17 protein-coding genes are annotated in these 17123 nt (G+C 67.4%); 15 read left to right on the top strand and 2 right to left on the bottom strand.

Annotated features, from left to right (window positions below):
* The first annotated feature begins 34 nt into the window (after positions 1 to 34).
* From AK36_RS07055 to gltA, 7 genes are all read left to right on the top strand, one after another.
* Positions 35 to 847 (top strand): GntR family transcriptional regulator, encoded by an 813-nt coding sequence (locus AK36_RS07055; protein WP_193043975.1) that lies wholly within the window; start codon positions 35 to 37, stop codon positions 845 to 847.
* Positions 848 to 1017: 170 nt separating this feature from the next.
* A complete protein-coding gene (gene sdhC / locus AK36_RS07050) occupies positions 1018 to 1434 on the top strand; it encodes a succinate dehydrogenase, cytochrome b556 subunit (protein ID WP_011881716.1) in 417 nt (138 codons plus the stop codon).
* Between the two features lie 4 nt (positions 1435 to 1438).
* A complete protein-coding gene (gene sdhD, locus AK36_RS07045; RefSeq protein ID WP_006399546.1) occupies positions 1439 to 1807 on the top strand; it encodes a succinate dehydrogenase, hydrophobic membrane anchor protein in 369 nt (122 codons plus the stop codon).
* 3 nt (positions 1808 to 1810) lie between these two features.
* Positions 1811 to 3586: a succinate dehydrogenase flavoprotein subunit gene (gene sdhA / locus AK36_RS07040; RefSeq protein WP_011881717.1), complete on the top strand. Its 1776-nt coding sequence runs from the start codon at positions 1811 to 1813 to the stop codon at positions 3584 to 3586.
* A gap of 21 nt (positions 3587 to 3607) precedes the next feature.
* Positions 3608 to 4309 (top strand): succinate dehydrogenase iron-sulfur subunit, encoded by a 702-nt coding sequence (locus tag AK36_RS07035; RefSeq protein WP_011881718.1) that lies wholly within the window; start codon positions 3608 to 3610, stop codon positions 4307 to 4309.
* A gap of 7 nt (positions 4310 to 4316) precedes the next feature.
* Entirely contained in the window at positions 4317 to 4589 is a 273-nt protein-coding gene (locus tag AK36_RS07030) for an FAD assembly factor SdhE (protein ID WP_011881719.1), read from the top strand.
* Positions 4590 to 4642: 53 nt separating this feature from the next.
* Positions 4643 to 5944 carry a citrate synthase gene (gene gltA, locus AK36_RS07025; RefSeq protein WP_011881720.1) on the top strand — a complete coding sequence of 434 codons (1302 nt, stop codon included), beginning with the start codon at positions 4643 to 4645 and terminating at the stop codon, positions 5942 to 5944.
* A 90-nt stretch (positions 5945 to 6034) separates the two neighbouring features.
* Here the strand turns inward: gltA and AK36_RS07020 are convergent, their stop codons facing one another.
* Positions 6035 to 7036, bottom strand: a complete 1002-nt coding sequence (locus AK36_RS07020; protein ID WP_034195061.1) for a helix-turn-helix domain-containing protein — start codon at positions 7034 to 7036, stop codon at positions 6035 to 6037.
* Positions 7037 to 7107: 71 nt separating this feature from the next.
* Here AK36_RS07020 and AK36_RS07015 point away from each other — a divergent pair, with 71 nt between their 5' ends.
* The 3 genes from AK36_RS07015 (at position 7108) to iaaH (ending at position 10561) form a co-directional block, all read left to right on the top strand.
* Entirely contained in the window at positions 7108 to 7497 is a 390-nt protein-coding gene (locus AK36_RS07015) for a VOC family protein (protein ID WP_034195013.1), read from the top strand.
* Positions 7498 to 7601: 104 nt separating this feature from the next.
* Positions 7602 to 8852: a DUF1479 domain-containing protein gene (locus AK36_RS07010; RefSeq protein ID WP_045578163.1), complete on the top strand. Its 1251-nt coding sequence runs from the start codon at positions 7602 to 7604 to the stop codon at positions 8850 to 8852.
* A gap of 287 nt (positions 8853 to 9139) precedes the next feature.
* A complete protein-coding gene (gene iaaH, locus AK36_RS07005) occupies positions 9140 to 10561 on the top strand; it encodes an indoleacetamide hydrolase (protein ID WP_045578162.1) in 1422 nt (473 codons plus the stop codon).
* A 21-nt stretch (positions 10562 to 10582) separates the two neighbouring features.
* On the opposite strand, the gene AK36_RS07000 is transcribed toward iaaH, so the two are convergent.
* Complete coding sequence (locus AK36_RS07000) at positions 10583 to 11488, bottom strand: LysR family transcriptional regulator (protein ID WP_045578161.1); 906 nt, start codon at positions 11486 to 11488, stop codon at positions 10583 to 10585.
* A 138-nt stretch (positions 11489 to 11626) separates the two neighbouring features.
* Between AK36_RS07000 and AK36_RS06995 the strand changes: the two genes are divergently transcribed.
* From AK36_RS06995 to AK36_RS06975, 5 genes are all read left to right on the top strand, one after another.
* On the top strand, positions 11627 to 13009 hold the full coding sequence (locus AK36_RS06995; protein WP_045578160.1) for an MFS transporter: 1383 nt from the start codon (positions 11627 to 11629) through the stop codon (positions 13007 to 13009).
* A gap of 8 nt (positions 13010 to 13017) precedes the next feature.
* The gene (locus AK36_RS06990; protein WP_011881727.1) at positions 13018 to 13416 is read left to right on the top strand and encodes a hypothetical protein; all 399 of its coding nucleotides are present in this window, start codon (positions 13018 to 13020) and stop codon (positions 13414 to 13416) included.
* Positions 13417 to 13573: 157 nt separating this feature from the next.
* Positions 13574 to 14914, top strand: coding sequence for an aromatic ring-hydroxylating dioxygenase subunit alpha (locus AK36_RS06985; RefSeq protein ID WP_045578159.1), 1341 nt, complete (start codon positions 13574 to 13576; stop codon positions 14912 to 14914).
* Positions 14898 to 15380 carry an aromatic-ring-hydroxylating dioxygenase subunit beta gene (locus tag AK36_RS06980; protein WP_011881729.1) on the top strand — a complete coding sequence of 161 codons (483 nt, stop codon included), beginning with the start codon at positions 14898 to 14900 and terminating at the stop codon, positions 15378 to 15380. Before AK36_RS06985 ends, AK36_RS06980 begins: the two co-directional genes overlap by 17 nt.
* 39 nt (positions 15381 to 15419) lie before the next feature.
* Positions 15420 to 17117: a flavin monoamine oxidase family protein gene (locus AK36_RS06975; RefSeq protein WP_045578158.1), complete on the top strand. Its 1698-nt coding sequence runs from the start codon at positions 15420 to 15422 to the stop codon at positions 17115 to 17117.
* Positions 17118 to 17123 lie beyond the last annotated feature (6 nt).

The raw sequence follows: 17123 nt of genomic DNA, 5'->3' as shown, positions 1-17123 counted from the left end.
ACGGAAAAGCGCGGTTTGTGATGAAATGCGCGCCATGACATCGAACCAGGCGAACAACGCGAATCCGACCGGCGCAGGCAGCCCAGGGCAGCCGGGCGCGGGCGATTCCGTGCCGGCGCCTGCCGCGCCGTCGCCGACTTTCAGCCCGTTATACCAGCAGATCAAGTCGTTGATCACGCAGAGTCTGGAATCGGGCGAATGGAAGCCGGGCGAGATCATCCCGAGCGAGGTGGAGCTCGCGGCCCGTTACAAGGTCAGCCAGGGCACCGTGCGCAAGGCGATCGACGAACTGGCCGCCGAGAATCTCGTCGTCAGGCGGCAGGGCAAGGGTACGTTTGTTGCAACGCACAACGAAGATCGCGCGCAGTTCCGCTTTCTGCGCCTGCTCGCCGACGACGGCGCCGAGCATCCGCACGTGAGCCGCGTGCTCGAATGCCGGCGCTTGCGGGCGCCGGCCGAGATCGCGCGGCAGCTCGACCTGAAGCCGGCCGACCCGGTGGTGCAGGTGCGCCGGCTGCTGGCGTTCGAGGGCGACGCGACGGTGCTCGACGAGATCTGGCTGCCCGGCGCGATGTTCCGCGGGCTGTCGTTCGAGCGTTTGAGCGAATACAAGGGGCCGCTCTACGCGATGTTCGAGACGGAGTTCGGCACGCGCATGATTCGCGCGACGGAAAAGATCCGGGCGGTGGCGGCGGAGCCGGCGGTTGCCGACCTGCTGCGCGTGCCGGCGGGTTTTCCGTTGCTGTCGGTGGAGCGGGTGTCCTATACGTACGGCGATCGGCCGGTGGAAGTGCGGCGCGGCTGGTATGTCACAACCGGGTATTACTATCACAATGACTTGAGCTGACGACGTATCGGCCAAGCTGCGGGCGCGCGTTCTCCCCACGTTCGCGTAGCACGTATCGGGCCGCCTTTTGTTCGCGTTTGCGTAACGATCCAGAGCAGACTTTCGCTGCAGCGCGATATAAAAAGGCGCTAAAATCGCGGATTAGTGTGACAACATAGTAGGGGTCTAGCATGACTGACGCAGTAAGAAAGCCGAGGCCGGAATACCGGAACATCGGATTCGGCGACATCACGATGAAATATCGCATGCCTGCGGCGGCGATATTGTCGATTCTCCATCGAATCAGCGGCGCGCTGCTGTTCCTGTTCCTGCCGTTCCTGCTGTTCCTCTTCGATCAGAGCCTCACGTCGGAGCTCAGCTTCGAAGTCTTCAAGTCTTTCCTCTCCAACATCGTCGTCAAGCTGATCGTCCTCGCGTTGTCCTGGGCGTTCCTCCACCATTTCTGCGCCGGCATTCGCCACCTGTTGATGGACGTCAACCATGACGCCGTCTCGAAGGAAGGCGGCAAGCGTACGGCCGTGGTCGTGTTTGTCGTCTCGATCGCGCTGACGATCGCCATGGCACTCAAACTGTTCGGAGCATTCTAAGAAAATGGCAGCCAACAACCGAATCGGCTCGAAGCGCCTCGTCGTCGGCGCTCACTACGGCCTGCGCGACTGGCTCGCGCAGCGCGTCACCGCCACGATCATGGCGGTCTACACGGTCATTCTGCTCGTCCTGTTTTTCGGCGCGCATGACTTCTCGTACGAAGGCTGGGCATCGATCTTCTCCGCGCAATGGATGAAGCTCGCGACCTTCGTGACGCTGCTTTCCCTCTTCTACCACGCATGGGTCGGCGTGCGCGACATCTGGATGGACTACGTGAAGCCCGTCGGTGTGCGCCTGCTGCTGCAATCGCTGACCATCGTCTGGCTGCTCGCATGTGCGGGCTACGCCGCGCAGATTCTCTGGAGAGTGTAAAGAATGGCTGCAATCAAAACTTCCCTGCCGCGCCGCAAGTTCGACGTGGTGATCGTCGGCGCGGGCGGCTCGGGCTTGCGCGCAGCGCTGCAACTGTCGCGTGCGGGCCTGTCGGTCGGCGTGCTGTCGAAGGTGTTCCCGACCCGTTCGCACACGGTCGCGGCACAAGGCGGCATCGGCGCGTCGCTCGGCAACATGAGCGAAGACAACTGGCACTTCCATTTCTACGACACGATCAAGGGTTCCGACTGGCTCGGCGACCAGGACGCGATCGAGTTCATGTGCCGTGAAGCGCCGAACGTCGTGTACGAGCTCGAGCACTTCGGCATGCCGTTCGACCGCAACGCGGACGGCACGATCTACCAGCGCCCGTTCGGCGGCCACACCGCGAACTACGGCGAGAAGCCGGTGCAGCGCGCTTGCGCGGCCGCCGACCGTACCGGTCACGCGCTGCTGCACACGCTGTACCAGCAGAACGTCGAGGCGAAGACGCAGTTCTTCGTCGAATGGATGGCGCTCGACCTGATCCGCGACGCGGACGGCGACGTGCTCGGCGTGACGGCCCTCGAGATGGAGACGGGCGACGTCTACATCATGGAAGGCAAGACGACGCTGTTCGCGACGGGCGGCGCTGGTCGGATCTTCGCGGCATCGACGAACGCGTTCATCAACACGGGCGACGGGCTGGGCATGGCCGCTCGCTCGGGCATCGCGCTGCAGGACATGGAGTTCTGGCAGTTCCACCCGACCGGCGTGGCCGGCGCGGGCGTGCTGATCACGGAAGGCGTGCGCGGCGAAGGCGGCATTCTGCGCAACTCGAACGGCGAGCGCTTCATGGAGCGCTATGCGCCGACGCTGAAGGATCTGGCGCCGCGTGACTTCGTGTCGCGCTCGATGGACCAGGAAATCAAGGAAGGCCGCGGCGTCGGTCCGAACAAGGACCACGTGCTGCTGGATCTGTCGCACATCGGCGCGGAGACGATCATGAAGCGTCTGCCGTCGATCCGCGAGATCGCGCTGCGGTTCGCGAACGTCGACTGCATCAAGGAACCGATCCCGGTCGTGCCGACGATCCACTACCAGATGGGCGGCATTCCGACCAACATCCACGGTCAGGTCGTGGGCACGTCGCGCGATCACAAGGAGCCGGTCAACGGCTTCTACGCGGTCGGCGAATGCTCGTGCGTGTCGGTGCACGGCGCGAACCGCCTGGGCACGAACTCGCTGCTCGACCTGGTGGTGTTCGGCCGCGCGGCCGGCAACCACATCGTCCAGCACGTGAAGAACCAGCGCGACCACAAGCCGCTGCCGGCCGACGCGGGCGAATACTCGCTGGCACGTCTGGCGAAGCTCGAGAAGTCGACGTCGGGCGAATACACCCAAGACGTCGCGAACGACATCCGCTCGACGATGCAGAAGCATGCGGGCGTGTTCCGTACCTCGGCGCTGCTGAAGGAAGGCGTGGACCAGATGGCCGGCCTGAAGGAGCGGGTGGAAAACATCCACCTGAAGGACAAGTCGAAGGTGTTCAACACCGCGCGCATCGAAGCGCTCGAGCTGGAGAACCTGATCGAAGTGGCCCGTGCAACGATGGTGTCGGCCGAAGCGCGCAAGGAAAGCCGCGGCGCACACGCGCACAGCGACTACGAGCACCGCGACGACGACAACTGGCTGCGCCACACGCTGTGGTACAGCGAAGGCGATCGCCTCGACTACAAGCCGGTTCAAATGAAGCCGCTGACGGTCGACTCCGTGCCGCCGAAGCCGCGCACGTTCTAAGCCGAGTCAAAGGAATCCGAAATGGCAAAACGCATTTTTGAACTCTATCGCTACGATCCGGACAAGGACGCGGCGCCGCGCATGCAGACGTACGAGCTCGAGATCCAGCATGAGCGCATGCTGCTCGACGCGCTGGTGAAGCTGAAGGCCGTGGACGAGACGCTGTCGTTCCGCCGCTCGTGCCGCGAAGGCGTGTGCGGCTCGGACGCGATGAACATCAACGGCAAGAACGGTCTCGCGTGCCTGACGAACCTGAACGATCTGCCGCAGAAGATCGTGCTGCGTCCGCTGCCGGGGCTGCCGGTGGTGCGCGACCTGATCGTCGACATGACGCACTTCTTCAACCAGTATCACTCGATCAAGCCGTACCTGATCAACGACGCGCCGCCGCCGGAGAAGGAACGCCTGCAGTCGCCGGAAGAGCGCGACGAGCTCGACGGCGTGTACGAGTGCATTCTGTGTGCGAGCTGCTCGACGTCGTGCCCGAGCTTCTGGTGGAACCCGGACAAGTTCGTGGGCCCGGCGGGCCTGCTGCAGGCTTACCGGTTCATCGCCGACAGCCGCGACACCGCCACCGGCGAGCGTCTCGACAATCTGGAAGATCCGTACCGTCTGTTCCGTTGCCATACGATCATGAACTGCGTCGACGTGTGCCCGAAGGGCCTGAATCCGACGAAGGCGATCGGCAAGATCAAGGAACTGATGGTTCGCCGCGCGGTTTAAGGTTGAAATGAGCGACGACTCGCATCAATCCGACCCGCACCGTCGCGCGCGCCTGCGTTGGCGCGCGCGGCGGGGTCTGCTGGAGAACGACATTCTGTTCGAGCGTTTCTTCAGCAGACACGAGCATGACCTCACCGATGCAGACGTAGGCGCGTTGTCGCGCCTGCTCGATCTGAGCGACAACGACCTGATGGACTTGCTCCTCGCGCGCAAGGAACCAGAGGGCGACCTAGACAGCCCGGATGTTCACCGGCTGTTGGAGATGCTGCGCAACGTTTAAAGCGTTACGCCCGTTATCGAATCCCGTTTCTTTATTTCGATTGAGGATGTGCCATGACTCCGTCTGATGTTAAAGCCACGCTATCGTTCAGCGACAACTCGCCGAGCGTCGAAATGCCGATTTACAAGGGGACGATGGGCCCGGACGTAATCGACATCCGCAAGCTGTACGGCCAAACCGGCAAGTTCACTTACGACCCGGGCTTCATGTCGACGGCTTCGTGCAACTCGGCGATCACGTACATCGACGGCGACAAGGGCGAACTGCTGTACCGCGGCTACCCGATCGACAACCTCGCGCAGAACGCGGACTTCCTCGAGTCCTGCTACCTGCTGCTGAAGGGCGAACTGCCGAACGCAGCACAGAAGAAGGAATTCGTCGACACCGTCACGAAGCACACGATGGTGCACGAGCAGATGCACTTCTTCTTCCGCGGCTTCCGCCGCGACGCGCACCCGATGGCGATCCTGGTCGCCGCAGTCGGCGCGCTGTCGGCGTTCTACCACGACTCGCTCGACATCAACGACCCGCGTCACCGCGAAGTGTCGGCGATCCGCATGATCGCCAAGCTGCCGACGCTCGTCGCGATGGCATACAAGTACAGCATCGGCCAGCCGTTCGTGTATCCGAAGAACTCGCTGTCGTACAGCGCGAACTTCATGCACATGATGTTCTCGAACCCGTGCGAAGAGTACAAGGTCAACGACGTGCTCGTCCGCGCGCTCGACCGTATCCTGATCCTGCACGCTGACCACGAGCAGAACGCATCGACGTCGACGGTCCGCCTGGCCGGCTCGTCGGGCGCGAACCCGTTCGCGTGTATCGCGGCCGGTATCGCGTGTCTGTGGGGCCCGGCGCACGGTGGTGCGAACGAAGCCGCGCTGAACATGCTCGAGCAGATCGGCTCGCCGGACAACATCCCCGAATTCATCAAGCAGGTGAAGGACAAGAATTCGGGCGTGAAGCTGATGGGCTTCGGTCACCGCGTGTACAAGAACTACGACCCGCGTGCGAAGCTGATGCGCGAAACGTGCTACGAAGTGCTGAACGAACTGGGCCTGCACGACGACCCGCTGTTCAAGCTCGCGATGCAGCTCGAGAAGATCGCGCTGGAAGACGAGTACTTCGTGTCGCGCAAGCTGTACCCGAACGTCGATTTCTACTCGGGTATCGTGCAGCGCGCGCTGGGCATCCCGACGTCGATGTTCACGTGTATCTTCGCGATGGCACGTACGGTCGGCTGGATCGCACAGTGGAACGAAATGATTGCGGATCCGGAGCAAAAGATCGGCCGTCCGCGTCAGCTGTTCATCGGCGACACGCCGCGCGAAGCGAAGCCGCTCAACGCACGTTAAGTCGTGCGCGGCGCGAACGGCTGCAACGCCGTTCGCGTCCGGCAAACGCAACGCCCCGACACCCCGGTGGGTCATCCCGCCGGGGTGTTTTCATTTGTGCGGGCGGCGCGGGCCGGTGCTGCGTTCCAGCGACGGTGGGCGTGTGTCGAGCGATGGGGCGTCGGCAGCCGAGGCATCGGCGCCCGGCACGTCGACGCCCGACGCATGGCCATGCTGCGCGAACAGGCGCCGGTATGCGCGCGGCGTCATGCCGCGTGCGGCGAGGAACTGACGGTTGAAGTTCGCGACGTTCGGAATGCCGCAGCGCGCGGCGACCGTCGCGACCGGCCAGTCGCTGCCGGCCAGATGGCGACACGCGTGCGCGAGCCGCAACCGCTGCAGGTAGCGGCCGACGCTTTCGCCGAGATGGCGCGCGAACAGTCGTTGCAGCGAGCGTTCGGACAGATGCGCGATGGCCGCGAGCGCGTCGATGCGCAGCGGCTCGTGGAACCGGCGGTCGATCGCATCGAGCACGCGCTCGACGCGTTCGGCTTCCGGAGCGGATGCGTCGACGGACGACGCGATCCGCTCGGACCGGCTATACGCGTGCGCGCCGGCCAGCGGCTCGCCGCCGGCTTCGGCGAGTTCCGCGAGCGTGTCGAGTACGGCGGCGAGCCGCACGCGCGGCGACGCATCGAGCAAGCGCGGCAGCCGGGCGCGCATCGCGCGCGCCGTATCGGCATCGAACGCGAGGCCCGACGCTGCGCGCCGCAGCAGCGAGCGCAGCGGCGTGTATTCGGCGCAGCAGTCGGCGACGCGGTGGGCCCAGTCTCCGTCGAACCACACGACGAGCGCGACTTCGGGCGCGGCGCGATCGATGCGCGCATTCGACGACCACGTGTGCGGCAGGTTCGGCGGGACGAGCACCAGGTCGTCGTCCGCATAGCGGGCGACGTGATCGCCGATGAAGCGCCGGCCGCGGCTGTTCAGCGTGAGCGTCAGTTCGTACTCAGGATGCCGATGCCATTCGAACGGAATGCGTGCGAGCTGGCGGTGATATACGCGGATCGAGCAGCCGGGAGCGTACGTCACGTGTTCGTATTGCGGCTTCATCGCGGCCTCCGGGCGACGGCGGCATCGCACCGTGGCATGATCGTGGTCGATCGTCACGACGGAGCGAAGCCATGTTTTCACATGTTTGCGTGGGCGTCAGCGATACCGCACGCGCGTACGATTTTTACGCGCCGCTGTTCGCGGAACTCGGGTTGCGCCTGAAGTTCCGCGAGCCGGACGGCTGGTCGGGCTGGATGCCGGCCGACACCGACCGGCCGCTGTTCTTCTTCGGGCGGCCGCTCGACGGCCGCCGGCCCGAGCCGGGCAACGGCCATACGATCGCGTTCGATGCGCATTCGCGCGCGCAGGTCGACCGCTGCCACGCGCTCGCGCTGCAGCACGGCGGCACCTGCGAGGGGCCGCCCGGCCTGCGGCCCCACTATCACCGCGACTACTACGGCGCGTACTTCCGCGATCCGGACGGCAACAAGCTGTGCGTCGTCTGTCATCGTCCGGGCTAGGTTGTCCGGATTGTATCGATTGTCGGCCGGATAGTATCGATCGCGGCGACGTGTCGGCCGTACGCTGAGCGCTCATCACGACATGGTTCAGCGAGGAGACGACGATGCCCCTGACGATAGACGATCTGCCGGCCGCGATCCGCGCGGCGAAACGGGCGCTGCGTGCGGACCTGCCCGGTTATGCGACGACGTTCCGCGAGCTGGAAGGGGACATCGCGCGGCAGGTCGACGCGATCCGCCGCACGCACGCGCACGGCCGCGATGCGATTCCGGTGCTGCGGTTCGCGGAGATCGCGAACGGCGCGGTCGAGCCGCGCACGATCGACGCGATCCGTGCACACGGCGCGGCGGTGATCCGCGGCGTGTTCGACGCGCGGCAGGCGCGCGACTGGAACGACGAGATCGGTGCGTATCTCGAGGCGAACCGCTTCGCCGAGCGGCTGCACGCGCGCGCCGACGATCGCTACTTCGGCAACCTCGCGTCCGGCAAGCCGCAGATCTACGGCGTCTACTGGTCGAAGCCGCAGGTGGCCGCGCGCCAGTCGCCAGCGCTGACGCAGGCGCGCGTGTTCCTGAACCGGCTGTGGCGTCATGCTGATGGCGCACGCCCGCATTTCGATCCCGACCGGGTTCCGGCGTACGCGGATCGCATCCGCCGCCGGCCGCCGGGTTCGACGACGCTCGGGCTGTCGCCGCACGTCGACGGCGGGTCGGTCGAACGCTGGCTCGGGCCGAATTTCCGGCACGTGTATCGGCACGTGCTGGCCGGCCGCTGGCGCGATTACGACCCGTTCGACGCGGCATTCCGGCCCGACGTCGAGGAGATTGCGTCGCCGGCCGTGTGTTCGATGTTCCGTACGTTCCAGGGCTGGACCGCGCTGACGCCGCAAGGCCCCGGCGACGGCACGCTGCAGCTGATTCCGGTCGCGAACGCGATGGCGTATGTCGTGCTGCGCGCGCTGCAGGACGATGTCGCCGACGACGACCTGTGCGGCGCGCGGCCCGGCCGCGCGCTGTCGATCCTGCCCGAGTGGCATGCGCTGCTGCTCGATGCGCTGGTGCCGATTCCGCAGATGGAGCCGGGCGACGCGGTGTTCTGGCACGGCGACGTCGTGCATGCGGTCGAAGACGTGCATCGCGGCAGCGGCGACAGCAACGTGATGTACATCGCGGCCGCGCCCGGCTGCCCGAAGAACAATGCGTACCTGCAGCGCCAGCGGCAGGCGTTCGTGCGCGGCGAGAGCCCGCCGGATTTTCCGGCCGATCATTTCGAGGTCGATTTCGACGGGCGCGCGTGCGAGCGCGATCTGACGGGGCTGGGCCGCGAGCAGATGGGGTTCGAGCCGTGCGCTTGATGGACCGACGGCGCGCGCGCCGTCGGTCCATCGGCGGCATCGGCGGCATCAGTATCCACGGCATCCGAAGTATCCGCCGCATCCGTACCATGCCGCTTGCGATTCGATTCGGCCTGCAATTCGCCGCGCGCCCGGCCGCCTACGCCCCGACCGTTCCCAACCGCCTGCATGATGCCCCACGTGCGCCCGCGCGCGCCCCGGGCTACCATCGCGCTGCGCGCGGCATGCCGGACAGGGCCTTCGGTACGCCGCCCGTTTCCCGATCGATTCCGCGTCCAGCACACAACATGACAACACAGCCGAACCGCGTTTCTTCCTCTCCCTTCATTTCCGATGCGAGCGTGCGCGGGCTTGCCGACGCGGTGCGCCACAGCGCGTGCCGTGCCGTCGACGTGGCCGATGATGCACTCGCGCGCGTCGCCGCCATTGCGCCGCTCAATGCGATGGTGCACGTCGATGCCGAACTCGCACGCCGCACGGCCGAGCGCATCGATGCGCGTATCGCACAGGGCGACGCGCTGCCGCTCGCCGGCGTGCCGTTCGTCATCAAGGACAACCTCGACACCGCCGACATGCCGACGCTCGGCGCGAGCCCGGCAGTGAACGGCTATCGCGCGACGCACGATGCGCTGACCGTCCGGCGCCTGCTCGACGCCGGCGCGGTGCCGCTCGGCAAGGCCAACATGCACGAGCTCGCGTTCGGCATCACGAGCGGCAACCGGCAGTTCGGTACGGTCGGCAACCCGCACGACCCGCGCCGTATCGCGGGCGGCTCGAGCGGCGGTACGGCCGCGGCCGTCGCGGCCGGCATTCCGTTCGGCCTCGGCACCGACACCGGCGGGTCGGTGCGCATTCCCGCCGCATTTTGCGGCGTGTACGGCTTGCGGCCGTCCGCGCAGCGCTATTCGTCGCACGGCGTGCTGTCGCTGTCGCACACGCGCGATACGGTCGGGCCGATCGCCCGGCACATCGACGATCTGCTGCTGCTCGATGCGGTGCTGACGCGTGACGACGGCATTGCCGCCGCACCCGGCTGGTCGCAGCTGCGCATCGGCGTGCCGGCCGCGCCGTATTTCGACGAGCTGGATCCCGGCGTCGCGGCCTGCATCGAACGCGCGCTCGCGTCCTGCGCGGCGGCCGGCGCGACGCTCGTGCCGTTGCCCGCGCGGCAGTTGCACGACGCGAGCGAAGCGTGCGGCTTTCCGATTGCGGCCTTCGAGGCCAACCTGTACTGGCGTCGTTTCGCGACGCAACGGCTCGGCATCCCGTTCGACACGTTCGTCGAACGGATCGCGAGCGACGACGTCCGCGCGATCTTCCGTTCGTTCGTATCCGCGCCGATCGATGCACAGTCCTACGCCGATGCGCTCGATTGGCGTCGGCGCATCGTGCGCTGGTACGACGACGCATTCGGTACGCCGGTCGACTGCATCGCGATGCCGACGGTGCCGGGCGAGGCGCCGTTGCTCGACGCCACCGCCGCGATGACGGCCGCGCAGGACGCGGCGCTGTTCGCGCGCGTCGCGCGTCAGACCTCGCCCGCGTCGCTCGCCGGCGTACCGTCGGTGTCGCTGCCGGCCGGCCGCTCCGCGCAAACGGGGCTGCCGGTCGGGCTCATGCTCGAAGGCCCGTGGGGCGGCGACCGCCGCCTGCTGGCGATCGCGGCACGCGTCGACGCACGGCTGCGGGACGATGCGGCACGCGCGTGAGCCTGCGCATGCGGCGCCGGCTCAGGCCAGATACGCTTTCATGAAGTCGACCCACGCGCGCACCTTCTGCGGCACGTGTGCGGTCGACGGGTACAGCGCATAGACGGCCTGCGGCGGAAACCGGTAGCCGGGCAGCGCATCGACCAGCGCGCCGCTCGCAAGGTCGTCGCGCACGAGCCACTCGGGCAGCAGCGCGACGCCGCTGCCTTGCCGCGCGAGCACGCGCAGCACCGAAGCGTTGTCGACCACCACGCGCGGCTTCGCGCCGGGACGAAACGCATGCGGGTTGCCGTCGCGATCGGTGAGCGTCCACGTGGCGATCCGCTCGAGCCGCGTATGGCCGAGTTGCGGCAGCCGGGCAAGCAGCTCCGGCGAGCCGATCTGCGACAGGCCGGCCTCGGCGAGCAGCGAAGGCGCGATCACCGGCCGCACCTCGTAGGTCGCGAGGCACGCGCCGCGGTAGGGCAGATCCTGGAACTGCTCGAGGCGGCCGAGCCGAATCGCGACGTCGACACGCTCGCGCACCAGGTCGACCTGAGTCGCATGGGTCTCGAGCCGCACGCGCAGCGCCGGGTGGCGCTGCATGAACGCGTGCAGCGCCGGCGCGACGACCATCGTTCCGTACTCGACCGTCGACGTCACGCGCAGCACGCCGTGCATCCCGCCATGCTCGCTGCGCGCGTCGTCGATCGCGCTTTCGGCTTCCTCCAGCACGCGCACGCAGCGCGCGTAGAAGCGCTCGCCCGCGTCGGTCAGCTCGACGCGCCGCGTGGTGCGCGCGAGCAGCGTGACGCCGAGCTCGGCCTCCAGCTGCTTGATGTTGAAACTGACGGCGGCGCGCGCCTGATTCAGTTGGGCGGCGGCGGCCGTAAACGACCCCGTTTCCACGACGGCGCGGAAGACGGCGAAACGATCGAGACTCACCATGGCGTGTCGGATGCTGGGCGGAAAACCGACATGGTGCCTCGATTGTCAAAATTTTTCGACCAGTGTGGCCGCCCGGACGGTCTTATCGACGGCCGCGCCGAACCTTACACTGCGGCGTTCCGTACGTTTTCCGCCGTCATGACCGATCGCTCGAAAATCGCTGCCGTCTACCTGCTCGGGTTCGCGATCGACCTGGCGAACATGTTCGTCATCAACGCGGCCTATCCGACGATCCAGCGCGAGCTGCACGCGTCGGTCGCGCAGCTCGCGTGGATCGGCAACACGTACGTCCTCGGGCTCACGGTGGTGATTCCGCTCGGCACGTGGCTCGCGCGGCGCTTCGGCGAGCGCCGGCTGCTGATCGCGTCGCTGCTGCTGTTCGCATTGGGCAGCCTCGGCGTCGGCCTGTCGGCGTCGATCGGCGCCTTGCTGGCGTGGCGGCTGGTGCAGGGCCTCGGCGGCGGCTTACTGATCCCCGTCGGCCAGACGATGGCGTATCGCGCGTATCCGCCCGAGGCGCGCGCGCATCTGACGTCGATCGTGATGATGGTCGCGCTGCTCGTGCCCGCGTTGTCGCCGGCGCTCGGCGGCGTGGTCGTGGACCGCGCATCGTGGCGCGCGATCTTCTTCGGGATGCTGCCGCTCGCCGCGCTCACGAGCGTGCTCGCGTTCGCATGGCTGCCGGCCGACGCGCCGGACGGCAAGCCGCCCGCGCTGGACTTTCGCGGCCTCGGGTTGAGCGCGACGGCGCTCGTCGCGCTGCTGCTCGGGCTCACGTTCGCGGGCCAGCCGGGTGCGGGCGGCGACGCGCTCGTGCCGCTCGCGATCGCGATCGCGGCCGGCGCCGCGTATGTCTTGCATGCGCGCCGCGCCGCGGCGCCGTTGCTCGATCTGCGCCTGGTCGCGCAGCCGCTGCTGCGCATCGGGCTGATCGTCTATCTGTGCGTGCCCGGCGTGTTCACGGGCGTGAACCTCGTCGCCGCGCTGTATCTGCAGAACGCGCTCGGGCTCAGTGCGACCCACACGGGCGCGCTGATGGTGCCGTGGGCGATCGCGTCGTTCGCCGCGATCGCGACCACGCGCCGCTGCTTTCCGAAGTGGGGGCCGAAACCGCTGTTCGTCTGCGGGATCGCGATCGATGCGATCGGCATCGTGCTGCTCGCGACGCCGCTCGCCGCGCTCGAGGCCGGGCGCGTGCTCGCGTTCGTCGCGATGGGGCTGGGCGCCAGCATGTGCACGAGCACGTCGCAAAGCGCGGCGTTCGTCGACGTGCCGGCCGCGCGGATGGGCGACGCGAGCGCGCTGTGGAACATCAATCGGCAACTGAGTTTCTGTCTCGGCGTCGCGGTGCTGGGCAGCGCGCTGAACCTGCTGCTGTCGCTGCAGGGCGGCGCCGCGCAGCTGCCTTACCAGCAATGCTTCGGGCTGGCCGCGCTGGCGACGCTGCTGCCGCTGCCGTTCGTCGCACGCCTCGCCACGCATCGTGCGCCTGCCGCGCGCGCGGCTTCCCAACGTTCGTGAGTTCCGGCATGAATCCGTCAAACCCGTATTTCCAGGAAGTGATCGATGCGCACGTCGACATCGAGCAATGGCTGTCCGGCCGCGCCACGCGCGACGCGCTCGCGCCGCTGCTCGCGCGCTTCTCGCGCGCGTTCTCGATGATCTCGCTGCAGGGCCATGCGCTCGACTACGCCGATATCGACATCCTGTTCTCGCGCGGCTACGGCGCGCGGCCCGGCCTGCGCATCGCGATCGACGAGCTGCACGAAGTGAGCGCATGGCAGCGCGGCGCGGCGATCGCGTATCGCGAGACGCAGACCGACGAAGCCGGCCGGCGTACCGTGCGCCGCTCGACCGTCGTGTTCGAACGCGATGCGGACGGCCGCATCGGCTGGCTGCGGCTGCACGAAACACCGGTGACGGGCTGACCGTTACCCGCAACGACGCGTGCCGCGCGGTGCGGCGGCACGCGCATGCGCTTCCGGGCGCCATATCAAGCAGAACCTGAGAGATGACAACAAAAGCAATCGACACCGCGCGCCGCGCCGGCGCGCGGCGTTCGCGCGTGCGCAGCCGGAGGCACGCATGACGGCGCAACCGTTCATCGACGAGCCGGCGTCGCTCGTGCGCGACACCGAGGTGCACAAGGACCTCTATCTGTCGCCGCGCATCTTCGAGCTGGAGATGCGCGAGCTGTTCCGCAACACGTGGGTCTACGTCGGCCACACGAGCCAGATTCCGCGGACGGGCGACTACGTGACGACGACGATCGGCGCGGAGCCGGTCGTGATGGTGCGCCACGACGAAGGGTCGGTGCGGGTGCTCCACAATCGCTGCTCGCACAAGGGCACCCAGCTGGTGACGGACGCGTGCGGCAACACGGGCGCGTTCTTCCGCTGCCCGTATCACGCGTGGTCGTATCGGACCGACGGCAGCCTCTACGCGATCCCGCTGCGGCGCGGCTACGAGAACACGGGCTTCGCATCGTGCGAGGCGAGCAAGGGGATGCAGGCGATCGGCGCGGTGCATGACCATCGCGGCTTCGTGTTCTGCCGGCTGAACCCGTCCGGCGTCGATTTTCACGCGTATTTCGGCGACGCGCTGTCGTCGCTCGACAATCTGGTCGACCGTTCGCCGGAAGGGCGCGTCGAAGTCGCCGGCGGCGTGTTCCGCTACGTGCACGGCTGCAACTGGAAAATGCTGGTCGAGAACCAGACCGACACCTGTCATCCGATGGTCGCGCACGAATCGTCGGCCGGCACGGCCGTGCGCGTGTGGGAGCGCGACGGCGCGCAGCACGCGAAGCCGATGGCGGTCGAACTGCTCGAGCCGTTCATCCAGCCGCACGCGTTCTTCGAGCAGATGGGGCTGCGCGTGTGGCCCAACGGGCACGGGCATACCGGCACCGCCGATTCGATCCATGCGCGCTATACGCCGATTCCCGGCTATCACGAGAAGATGGTCGCCGCCTATGGCGAAGCGCGCGCCGCGCGCATTCTCGGCGAGGTGCGTCACAACACCGTGCTGTTCCCGAATGCGATGGTGAAGGGGCCGATCCAGATCCTGCGCGTGTTCAAGCCGCTTGCCGTCGATCGCACGCTGGTCGAGTCGTGGTCGTTCCGGCTGGTCGGCGCACCGGACTCGCTGTTCGAGCGCACGCTCGCGTACAACCGCCTGATCAATGCGCCGACGTCGATCGTCGCGCACGACGATCTCGAGATGTACGAGCGCGCGCAGCGTGGGCTCGCGACGCAGTCGCGCGACTGGGTGCACGTCGGTCGTCTGTTCGATCCGCAGGAGTTCGCGCAGCCGACGTTCGTGACGAACGGCACCAGCGAGCAGCAGATCCGCAACCAGTTCCGCGCATGGCTGCGCTACATCGCGCCCGCGTCGACGCAGGAGGCCGCCGATGCGCGTATTCAGTGACGATGAGCTCGTCGCGTTCGTCTATCGCGAGGCGCGCCTGCTCGACGAGCGGCGCTACGACGAATGGCTCTCGATGTACGCGGACGATGCGCGCTACTGGATGCCGCTGTCGCCGGATCAGCCCGACACCGAGCTGCACGGCGCGCTGATGGACGAGGACCTGCTGCTGCTGCGCATCCGCATCGAGCGGCTCGGCGGGCGCCGCACGTTCTCGCAGCAGCCGGCGAGCCGCGGTCATCATCTGCTGCAGCGGCCGCAGGTCGATCGCGCTGAGCCCGATCACGGCGCGTACCTGCTGCGCACGCCGTTTCACTACGTCGAAACACGGCGCGACGAGCAGACCTTGTTCGCCGGCTGGTACACGCACGCGCTGGCGGTGCGCGACGACGCGTTGCGCATCCACGTGAAGCGCGTCGATCTCGTCAATGCCGACGCGCCGCTCGGCAGCATCCAGCTGCCGATGTGACCGCGTGCGCCGCGCACGCTCCTTACCGACCCCGCTCCCATGAACGCTCCTGAATTCCTGTCGCGCACGCTGCCGTACATCGACACGCTGTACGACTACGGCGCCTTCCTGGCCCGCACCGGCGGACACCTCGGCACGCTGCCGGCGGATGGCGCGCGCGACGCGCGGATCGCGATCGTCGGCGCCGGCGTGGGCGGCCTCGTCGCCGCGTGCGAGCTGCTGCGCGCGGGTGCGCGGCAGCTCGTCGTGTTCGAGGCGAACCCGGCGCGCGTGGGCGGCCGGCTGCTGTCGCAGTCGATCAATCCCGACCATCCGCACCTGCTCGCCGAAATGGGCGCGATGCGTTTCCCGCCATCGCAGGCCGCGCTGTACCACTATCTCGAGCGGTTCGGCATCGACAGCTCGTCGACGTTTCCCGATCCGGGTGTCGTCGATACCGAGATCCATTACCAGGGGCATGCGTATCGCTGGCCCGCGGGCGAGCGCCCGCCTGCGCTGTTCGACCGCGTCGACCGCGGCTGGCGCGCGTTCATACGCGACGGCGTGCGGCTCGACGACGGCACGCAGCTGCCCGCGCCGGCCGAGCTGACGGCGCTGCTGCGCGCGCATTGCTACGACGACGCGCGTCGCGGCTGGCAGCAGTACATCGACCGGTTCGGCGACGAGTCGTTCTACTCGGCGATCGTCAAGATCTTCACGGGCGCGACGCCGCCCGGCGGCGTGCGCTGGCGCAGGAGCGAGGACCTGCGGCTGTTCGGCACGCTCGGGATCGGCTCGGGCGGTTTTCAGCCGGTCTATCGCGCGTCGTTCCTCGAAATCCTGCGGATCGTCGTCAACGAACTCGAAGTCGACCAGCGGCTGATTCCGGCCGGCATCTTCGCGCTCGCGCAGCGGTTGCTCGACGACGGCGGGCAAGCCGCGCGCGTACGCGACCGGGTGGTGCACGCGGCCGTGCGGCGCGTCGAGAAGCAGCCGGACGGCACCTTCGCGCTGACGCTCGACGATGGGACGACGCAGGTGTTCGACCGCGTGATCGTCGCGACGACGACGCGGGCGATGCAGGTCGGCATGGGCATCACCGGCATCGCGAACCTGTTCGCGCCCGAGGTCGTGCGCGCGATCAACGACACGCACATGGTCAGCTCGTCGAAGCTGTTCGTGCTGACCCGCGACAAGTTCTGGCTCAAGCACGGGCTGCCGCACAACATCCAGACCGACACGCTGGCGCGCGGTATTTACTGCCTCGACTACGCGCCCGACGATCGCGACGCGCACGGCGTCGTGCTGATCAGCTACACGTGGGAAGACGATTCGCACAAGATCCTGTCGCTCACGGACAAGGTCGAGCGGTTCCAGCGCCTCGTGGCCGAGATCGCCGTCGTGTCGCCGGCGTTCGCCGCACACCTGCGTCCGCTCGACGACGATTACGCGCGCAACGTGACGAGCCACGACTGGCTGTCGGACCGCTATGCGCTCGGCGCGTTCAAGCTGAACTATCCGGGCGAGGACATCCATTCGCAGGCGCTGTTCTACCAGTTCCAGACGGCCGCCGAGCCGTCGGCGGACCGTGGCATTTACTTGGCCGGCTGCTGCTGCTCGTTTACGGGCGGCTGGATCGAGGGCGCGGTGCAGACGGCGATCAACGCGGCGAGCGCGGTGATCCACAGCCTCGGCGGCGTGCTGGCCGACGGCAATCCGCTCGACGCGATGCGCAACCGCTATCGCTACGGCGACTGACGCGGC

The sequence above is a fragment of the Burkholderia vietnamiensis LMG 10929 genome (assembly GCF_000959445.1).
GTDB classification, from domain to species: Bacteria; Pseudomonadota; Gammaproteobacteria; order Burkholderiales; family Burkholderiaceae; genus Burkholderia; species Burkholderia vietnamiensis.
Note: the sequence above shows the minus strand (reverse complement) of the source record. Positions and strands in the feature narration are given on the sequence as shown.